Source organism: Citreimonas sp. (assembly GCF_042096055.1).
Classification (GTDB): domain Bacteria; phylum Pseudomonadota; class Alphaproteobacteria; order Rhodobacterales; family Rhodobacteraceae; genus Citreimonas.
This window is the reverse complement of the sequence record NZ_JBELMH010000052.1, coordinates 2,911-9,486: the sequence shown is the minus strand read 5'-3', so window position 1 is coordinate 9,486 and position 6,576 is coordinate 2,911. Positions and strand designations below refer to the sequence as shown.

The 6,576-nt window shown below is 70.6% G+C and carries 7 protein-coding genes; 3 read left to right on the top strand and 4 right to left on the bottom strand.

From position 1 onward, the window contains the following. A partial coding sequence (locus ACFDTC_RS12130; protein WP_375259141.1) for a DegT/DnrJ/EryC1/StrS family aminotransferase occupies positions 1-244 on the bottom strand: 244 nt, incomplete at its 3' end. A gap of 37 nt (positions 245-281) precedes the next feature. Continuing rightward, positions 282-944: an HAD-IA family hydrolase gene (locus ACFDTC_RS12125; protein ID WP_375259140.1), complete on the bottom strand. Its 663-nt coding sequence runs from the start codon at positions 942-944 to the stop codon at positions 282-284. A gap of 104 nt (positions 945-1,048) precedes the next feature. Between ACFDTC_RS12125 and glmU the strand changes: the two genes are divergently transcribed. Further along, entirely contained in the window at positions 1,049-2,398 is a 1,350-nt protein-coding gene (gene glmU, locus ACFDTC_RS12120) for a bifunctional UDP-N-acetylglucosamine diphosphorylase/glucosamine-1-phosphate N-acetyltransferase GlmU (protein WP_375259139.1), read from the top strand. Between the two features lie 3 nt (positions 2,399-2,401). After that, positions 2,402-4,219: a glutamine--fructose-6-phosphate transaminase (isomerizing) gene (gene glmS, locus ACFDTC_RS12115; RefSeq protein WP_375259138.1), complete on the top strand. Its 1,818-nt coding sequence runs from the start codon at positions 2,402-2,404 to the stop codon at positions 4,217-4,219. An 8-nt stretch (positions 4,220-4,227) separates the two neighbouring features. Here glmS and ACFDTC_RS12110 read toward each other — a convergent pair whose 3' ends face one another. Then, the gene (locus ACFDTC_RS12110) at positions 4,228-4,713 is read right to left on the bottom strand and encodes a hypothetical protein (protein WP_375259137.1); all 486 of its coding nucleotides are present in this window, start codon (positions 4,711-4,713) and stop codon (positions 4,228-4,230) included. 121 nt (positions 4,714-4,834) lie between these two features. Here ACFDTC_RS12110 and moaA point away from each other — a divergent pair, with 121 nt between their 5' ends. Further along, a complete protein-coding gene (gene moaA / locus ACFDTC_RS12105; protein WP_375259136.1) occupies positions 4,835-5,842 on the top strand; it encodes a GTP 3',8-cyclase MoaA in 1,008 nt (335 codons plus the stop codon). A gap of 21 nt (positions 5,843-5,863) precedes the next feature. On the opposite strand, the gene ACFDTC_RS12100 is transcribed toward moaA, so the two are convergent. Then, positions 5,864-6,576 (bottom strand): anhydro-N-acetylmuramic acid kinase (locus ACFDTC_RS12100; protein WP_375259135.1); only part of this gene is annotated, 713 nt, incomplete at its 5' end.

Sequence of the window (6,576 nt, the reverse complement as noted above, 5' to 3'; positions counted from 1 at the left end):
GCCCCACGCCGACCGCCCGCAGCGCGCAGGCCAGCGCGTAGCCGCCCGAGGCGACCGCCAGCGCGTAGGACGCGCCGGTCAGCGCGGCGAACTCTTCCTCGAGCGCGGCCGTTTCGGAGATCTCGTCGCCGGCGGCGTCGTAGCGGTGCAGCCGGCCGTGGCGCATCACGCGCAGCGCGGCCTCGATCCCGGCCTCGGGGATCGGCTCCTGCTGGGTGAAACTGCCGGTGAAGCGCGTGGTCATGGCCTGTCGTGGCCGATCCCCGTGCGCCGGTCAACGCCTAGCCGATGAGGCGCGTGACTTCGGGCGGCAACTCCTCGAACCGCTCGATCACCGCCTCGGGCTTGAGCGCGTGCATGGCGCCGGTCCCCTCGACGAAGCCCACAAGCACGCAGGGCACGCCTGCGGCGGTGGCGGTCTTGCGATCGGTGTCGGTGTCGCCCACCAGCAGCGCGGTGCCGCGCCCGCCGCCCGCGCCGTCGACCGCCGCCCAGAACGGCGCCGGATCGGGCTTGCGTACCGGCAGCGTGTCGGCACCGATGAGCGAGCCGAAGAGGTCGCGCACCCCGAGGCTGGTCAGCAGCGTCTGCGCCAGGCCGAAGGGCTTGTTGGTGCAGACCCCCACGGCGTAGCCGGCGCTGCGCAGGCCTTCGATGGTCTCGACGGCGCCGGGGTACATGCGCGTGTGCACGTCAAGCGCCTCGCCGTAGAATTGCAGCAGGCGGGGGTACCAGGCCTCGACAGTCTCGGCCTCGATGCGGCCCGCGCGCGCCAGCCCTTCGGTCAGCATGGGCCGGCCGCCGCGCAACGCGATCGCCGCGTCCGTCGCTGCGTCGAGGCGCGAGTCGATGCCCATGCCTTCGAAACAGGCATTCGCCGCGGCCACCAGATCACCGGATGTGTCGGCCAGCGTGCCGTCCAGGTCGAAAATCACGCAGCGCATGGGCTCTCCTGACATATGCTGCAACGCGGCGTGAGGGGGCCGCCTTGCTCTTGGACCCGCGACAGGTAAAACGGGGGCGACCCGAAGACAAACCGGAATACCGCATGAGCACCGCCCTGATCGTCCTCGCCGCCGGCAAGGGAACACGCATGATGTCCGACCGGGCGAAGGTGCTGCACGAGGTGGCCCACGCGCCGCTGCTGTGGCACGCGCTGCGCGGCGGCATGGCACTGGACCCCGAGCGGATCGTCGTCGTCGCCGGGCACGAGGCCGAGGCCGTCGCCGCCTCGGCGCAGGACTACGTGCCCGACGCGCAGGTGGTCATCCAGGCCGAGCAGCGCGGCACGGCACACGCGGTGGCGCAGGCCCGCGACGCGCTGCAGGGCTTCGACGGCGACGCGATCGTGCTCTACGGCGACACCCCGTTCATCGGAGAGGAAACGCTCGAGCGCATGGCCCGCGCGCGGGCGACGCATGACGTGGTCGTGCTTGGCTTCGAGGCCGACGATCCCGCACGTTACGGCCGGCTGGTGGCCGACGGCGACACGTTGGAACGCATCGTCGAGTACAAGGACGCGACCGAGGCCGAGCGTGCGATCACCCTGTGCAACTCGGGCGTGCTGGCGGCGGACGCGGCCACGCTGATGGCGCTGATCGACGCGGTGTCCGACGACAATGCCAGCGGCGAATTCTACCTCACCGACGTGGTGCAGATCGCGCGCAGCCGCGGCCTGTCCGCCGGCGTCGTGCGCTGCGACGAAGCCGAGACGATGGGCGTGAACTCGCGCGCCGACCTCGCCCGGGCCGAGGCCGCATTCCAGACCCGCGCCCGCGCACTGCTGCTCGACGAGGGCGTGACGCTGCAGGCGCCCGAGACGGTGATGCTGGCCTGGGACACGGTGATCGGCCGCGACGTGATTGTCGAGCCGAACGTCGTCTTCGGCCCGCACGTGACGGTCGAGACGGGTGCGATGATCCGCGCGTTCAGCCACCTCGAGGGCTGCCATGTCAGCCGCGGCGCGGTGGTCGGACCCTACGCTCGCCTGCGTCCGGGCGCCGAGCTGGCCGAGGACGTGCGCGTGGGCAATTTCGTCGAGATCAAGAACGCGCAGCTGGCCGAGGGCGTGAAGGTCAACCACCTGTCCTATATCGGCGACGCCGAGATCGGCGAGCGCACCAACGTGGGCGCGGGCACGATCACCTGCAACTACGACGGCGTGTTCAAGCACCGCACGGTGATCGGCCGCGACGTCTTCGTCGGGTCCGACACGATGCTGGTGGCGCCGGTCACGCTGGGCGACGGGTCGATGACGGCGTCGGGCTCGACCATCACCGAGGACGTGGCCCCGGGCGCTCTGGCGCTGGGACGGGCCCGCCAGGTGACCAAACCGGGTTTTGCAGAGAAACTTTTCAGCATGTTGCGGGCCAGGAAGGCGCGCGGCGGAAAGGACTAGTCCATGTGCGGTATCATCGGAATCCTGGGCAGGCACGAAGTCGCGCCCGCATTGGTCGAGGCGCTGCGGCGGCTGGAGTATCGCGGCTACGACAGCGCGGGCATCGCCACGCTGCGCGACGGCAAGCTCGACCGGCGCCGCGCCGTGGGCAAGCTGGTGAACCTCTCGGACGCGCTGGTGCATGACCCGCTGCCGGGCAAGGCCGGCATCGGCCACACCCGCTGGGCCACCCACGGCGCGCCGACCGAGCGCAACGCCCACCCGCACCGCGCAGGCTCGGTCGCGGTCGTGCACAACGGCATCATCGAGAACTACAAGGCGCTGCGCGAAAGCCTGGCCAAGGACGGCTACGCCCCCGAGACCGACACTGACACCGAGACCGTGGCGCTGCTGGCGCAGCGGCACGTCGCCGCCGGCATGGCGCCGGTCGAGGCCGCGATGGCCACGATCGACCATCTGCAGGGCGCCTTCGCACTGGTCTTCCTGTTCGACGGCCACCCCGACCTGATGATCGGCGCACGCAAGGGCAGCCCGCTGGCAATCGGGCACGGCGAGGGCGAGATGTATCTCGGCTCGGACGCGATCGCACTGGCGCCGCTGACCGACACGATCACCTATCTCGAGGAAGGCGACCGCGCGATCCTGACCCGCGAGGGCGTCGAGATCCGCGACGAGACCGGCGCGCCCGTGACGCGCGAGCCGCAGCAGATCCGGATGGACGCCGCCCGCGTCGACAAGGGCGGGCACAAGCACTTCATGGCCAAGGAGATCGCCGAGCAGCCGGTCGTGCTGGCCAACGCGCTGCAGGCCTACCTGTCCGAGACCGGAATCGTCCTGCCAGAGCCGGGCATCGACTTCGACAGGGTCGAGCGCATGGTGATGGTCGCCTGCGGCACCGCCTACTATGCCTGCGTCACCGCGAAATACTGGTTCGAGCAGCTGGCCGGCATCCCGGTCGAGGTCGATATCGCCTCGGAGTTCCGCTATCGCGAGCCGCCGCTGTCGCAGGGCACCGTGGCGCTGTTCGTCAGCCAGTCGGGCGAGACCGCCGACACGCTGGCCGCGCTGCGCTATTGCAAGGGCCGCGCCGCCAGCATCGTGTCGGTGGTCAACGTGGAAAGCAGCTCGATCGCGCGGGAAAGCGACCTCGCGCTGCCGATCCATGCCGGGACCGAGATCGGCGTCGCCTCGACCAAGGCGTTCACCTGCCAGCTCAACGTGCTGCTGATGCTGGCGCTGCGCGCGGCACAGGCGAAGGGCCGCATGACGGCCCAAGACGTGTCGGGCGTGCTCGACGAGTTGCGGCGCCTGCCGGGCGTGTTCAACGCCGCGCTCGGGCGCGACGACGTCATCCGCGAGGTCGCCGAGGCGATGGCCGACGCGCACGACGTGCTGTTCCTGGGCCGCGGCCTGATGTTCCCGCTGGCGCTGGAAGGCGCGCTGAAACTGAAGGAAATCAGCTACATCCACGCCGAGGCCTATGCGAGCGGAGAGCTCAAGCACGGCCCCATCGCGCTGATCGACCACGCGGTGCCTGTCGTGGTCATGGCGCCGCGCGACCACCTGTTCGAGAAGACCGTGTCAAACATGCAGGAGGTCATCGCCCGTGGCGGCCCCGTGGTGCTGATCACCGACGCCGCCGGCGCGGCCGAGGCGGGCGAGGATGCCTGGCGCACGATCGTCATGCCCGACGTGGACCCGCGCCTGACGCCGCTGCTCTATGCCCTGCCCGCGCAGCTGCTGGCCTACCACGCCGCCGTCGCCAAGGGCACCGACGTGGACCAGCCGCGCAACCTCGCGAAGTCGGTGACGGTCGAGTAGGCGCGCGCCTACTCGGCCGCGTAGACGGTCAGCGTCGGCAGGTCGATCAGCGGGATCTCCAGCAGCCGCATGGCGGGCAGCGAGATCCGGCTACCCGTGCCGTCCTCGGCCGGCTCGAGCGTAACCTTCGCCGAGGCGCCGCCGGGCGCTTCGACGCGCCCCTCGGTCTCGGCCGAGACCAGCGGCGTCTCGAGCCAGAAGCCCGGCCGCGCCACGTCGCCAAGCGAGACGACGACCTCGCCCAGGCGCGTCTCGCCGCCCGAGGGCGCCTCGGTCGCCGCGGCGCGGTCCGCCTCGGTCGTGGTGTCGAATTGCTCGGCGGTCGCGGCGCCGGCGGGGGGCGCGGGCGGGCGCGGGGACTGCGCTTGCTCTGCGGCTGCGTTCGCATCGGCGCCGGCTGCTTGCGGTGAAGCCGTGCCGCCGGTGAGGCGTTCGACCTGCGCGCAGGCGCTCAGCGCCAGCACGAGGGGGAGAAGAGGAAGAAATCGGGTCATCCCGGCATGCTATGCCCGGCGCGCCGCGGTGGCAATCGCCCCGTCCGCGATCGCCGCCGCGCGGTCGGCGCCCGTGCCGCGGGACTTGCCCCGGGCGCCCCCGGGCTTTATCTGTCGAACCATGAGCACACCGTTGATCGACCCGTTCCAGCGCCCGATCTCGTATCTGCGCGTTTCCGTCACCGACCGCTGCGACTTTCGCTGCGTGTACTGCATGTCGGAAAACATGCAGTTCCTGCCCAAGAAGGAACTGCTGACGCTCGAGGAACTCGACCGCATGTGCTCGACCTTCGTGGGTCTCGGCGTCGAGAAGCTGCGCATCACCGGCGGCGAGCCTCTGGTGCGTCGCGACATCATGACCTTCTTCCGCCGCATGACCCGCCACCTCGACAGCGGCGCGCTGAAGGAGCTGACGCTGACGACCAACGGCTCGCAACTGGCGCGTTTCGCCGACGATCTCTACGCCGCGGGCGTGCGCCGGGTGAACGTCTCGCTGGATACGCTTGACGAGAAGAAATTCGCCGACGTGACCCGCTGGGGCCGCCTGCCGCAGGTGCTCAAGGGGCTCGACGCGGCGCAGAAGGCCGGGTTGCGGGTCAAGATCAACGCCGTGGCGCTCAAGGGCTTCAACGAGGACGAGCTGCTGTCCATGACCGCGTTCTGCGCCGAACGCGACATGGACCTGACCTGGATCGAGGTCATGCCCATGGGCGACATCGGCAACGAGGATCGGCTGGGCCAGTACTGGAAGCTCGACGACCTGCGCGCGACGCTGGGTGAGCGCTACACCCTGACCGACCTGCCCGAGCGCACCGGCGGCCCCGCGCGCTACGTGCGCATCGAGGAGACCGGTCAGAAGATCGGCTTCATCACGCCGCTCACGCACAATTTCTGCGAAAGCTGCAACCGGGTGCGCCTGACCTGCACCGGCGAGTTGTTCATGTGCCTGGGCCAAGAGGACAACGCCGACCTGCGCTCGGCGCTGCGCAATCATCCGGGCAGCGATGCGCCCTTGGAACAGGCGATCCGCGACGCGATCGCGCGCAAGCCGAAGGGCCACGATTTCGACTACTCGCGCCAGAGCGTGGACGGCCGTGTCTCGCGCCACATGAGCCACACGGGCGGGTAAGCGGCGCACGAGATCAGCGGATCATGGCCGGCTGAGTTGCCCACCGCCAACGGGTGCCGGCACACCGGTGGTGGACGGCGCCGAAGTGGCCAGCCCGCGCGCGACGCGCACGGCCAGGAACGCGAAAGCCTGCGCCTCGAGCATGTCGCCGTCCAGACCCGCCGCCTCGACCGGCTCGACCGGGCAGTCGAGACCGGCGTCCAGCATCCGCATCATCACCGGGTTCAAACGCCCTCCACCGGTTACCAGCACGCGCTCGGGTGGCTGCGGGCAATGCTCGATCCCGCGCATCACGGCGGCGGCGGCCATCGCGGTCATCGTGGCCGCGGCGTCGGCGTCGCTCAGGTCGCGCACGAGGCTGCGGATCACCTTGAAATCGTCGCGGTCGAGCGATTTGGGCGGCATGCGCGAGAAATAGGGCTCGGCCAGGAACCGCTCGAGCGCGCCGTCGACCACGCGGCCCTGCCGGGCCAGCGCGCCGTCGCGGTCGCAGTCGAGACCCAGCCGCTCGCCGACGAGGTCGTTGATCGGCGCGTTGGCGGGTCCGGTGTCGAATGCCAGCAGCGCGCCCTCGGCCTCGGGCGCCTCGATCCGCGGGTCGACCCACGTCAGGTTCCCGACGCCGCCGAGGTTGAGGAACGCGACGGGGCGCGTGGCGCCGATGTGGCGCGCGCAGGCATGGTGGAAGAACGGCGCGAGCGGCGCGCCCTCGCCGCCCATCGCCACGTCGGCCG